The organism is Mesorhizobium sp. M7A.F.Ca.ET.027.03.2.1, assembly GCF_003999175.1.
Classification (GTDB): Bacteria; Pseudomonadota; Alphaproteobacteria; order Rhizobiales; family Rhizobiaceae; genus Mesorhizobium.
On the sequence record NZ_RZOM01001888.1, the window covers coordinates 1 to 467 of the forward strand.

General features: G+C 62.5%; 1 pseudogene. It reads left to right on the forward strand.

Going from position 1 to position 467, the window contains the following annotated elements:
* Nucleotides 1-399 (forward strand): annotated as a pseudogene (locus EN750_RS38615) (N-acetyl-gamma-glutamyl-phosphate reductase); the annotation flags it as partial.
* Nucleotides 400-467: the final 68 nt, after the last annotated feature.

Sequence of the window (467 nt, forward strand, 5' to 3'; positions counted from 1 at the left end):
CAGCACAAGCACGTGCCGGAATTGAGGGCCTATGCCAGGCTGTCGCATGATCCGATCATGCAGCCGGCGGTCGGCAATTTCGCGCAAGGCATGATCACCGTGGTGCCGTTGCAGCTTGGCAGCCTCGACCATGTGCCGACCGGTGCGGAGCTGCATGCGGCGATTGCCGACCATTTCGCCGCCATCAAGGGCGGCGTGGTCGAAGTGGCGCCCTATGCGCATTCGGAGCGCATGCCGGAGATCAATCCCGAGGTCTACAACGGCACCAACCGGATGAAGGTCTATGTCTTTGCCAATGACAAACGGGCGCAGGCCCTGCTGCTGGCGGTCTATGACAATCTTGGCAAGGGTGCCTCGGGTGCCGCCGTGCAGAACATGGACCTGATGCTCGGCCTCTGATGGACGCGCCAGCCTTTCCGGCGCGCTGGAAAGTCAGCGCGCCCGAACTCATTGCCGAGACCTTTTCG